Source organism: Oleiphilus sp. HI0061 (assembly GCF_001635675.1).
The window spans coordinates 1-741 of the sequence record NZ_LWFE01000423.1 but is presented as its reverse complement, the minus strand read 5'-3'; the positions used below and the strand labels follow the sequence as shown (position 1 = coordinate 741).

The 741-nt window shown below is 44.5% G+C and carries 1 protein-coding gene; it reads right to left on the bottom strand.

Annotation, left to right across the window (positions count from 1 at the left end; all coding sequences use genetic code 11):
* A partial coding sequence (locus A3735_RS05695; RefSeq protein ID WP_255375136.1) for a thiamine pyrophosphate-dependent enzyme occupies positions 1 to 741 on the bottom strand: 741 nt, incomplete at both ends.

Sequence of the window (741 nt, the reverse complement as noted above, 5' to 3'; positions counted from 1 at the left end):
GTTGTGTAAAACAACATGACGATGAGAGAAGGTACCGCGACCAACATCTTGACCTGAGATACGAATTTCATGACCTTCTGCTAGCAAACTAGCATAAGCCATTACCTCGCCATAACCCCAGTTCAGCGGCATTGCGCCCTGATTCATTTTATTTCGATCTTCAATGATCTTCTGAACCTGCTTCTGAATAGGAAAGCCTTCATGTATCGCACCTAGCTTTTTACCTAAACGCTGCAAGGTTTTGGCATTGACCGAAGTCTTAGCCTTAGCTGTCCACTCATGGCCAATGAATGGCGTCCAGTCAACATACATAGACTTATTCGGTTCCAGAACCAAACTCTTGGTAACATGATCACCGTTCTCTAGTGCTGAACGGTAGTCATTTTCAAGCTTTTTAGACTGTTCTTGTGAGATCACCTGCTCTTCAAGTAAGCGCTCAGAGTAGATAGAACGAGTTGTCTTCAAGCTCTTGATCACTTGATACATTAATGGCTGCGTGCCCGAAGGCTCATCCGCCTCGTTATGACCACGACGGCGATAGCAGAACAAGTCAATAACGACATCTTTCTTAAACTGATTGCGGAAATCAATTGCAACCTGAGTAGCAAACAAAACAGCTTCGGGGTCATCACCATTTACATGCAAGATTGGCGCTTCGATCATCTTTGCAACGTCGGTACAATACTCTGTTGAGCGCGTGTCTTCACGCTTATTGGTGGTAAAGCCAACCTGGTTATTAAT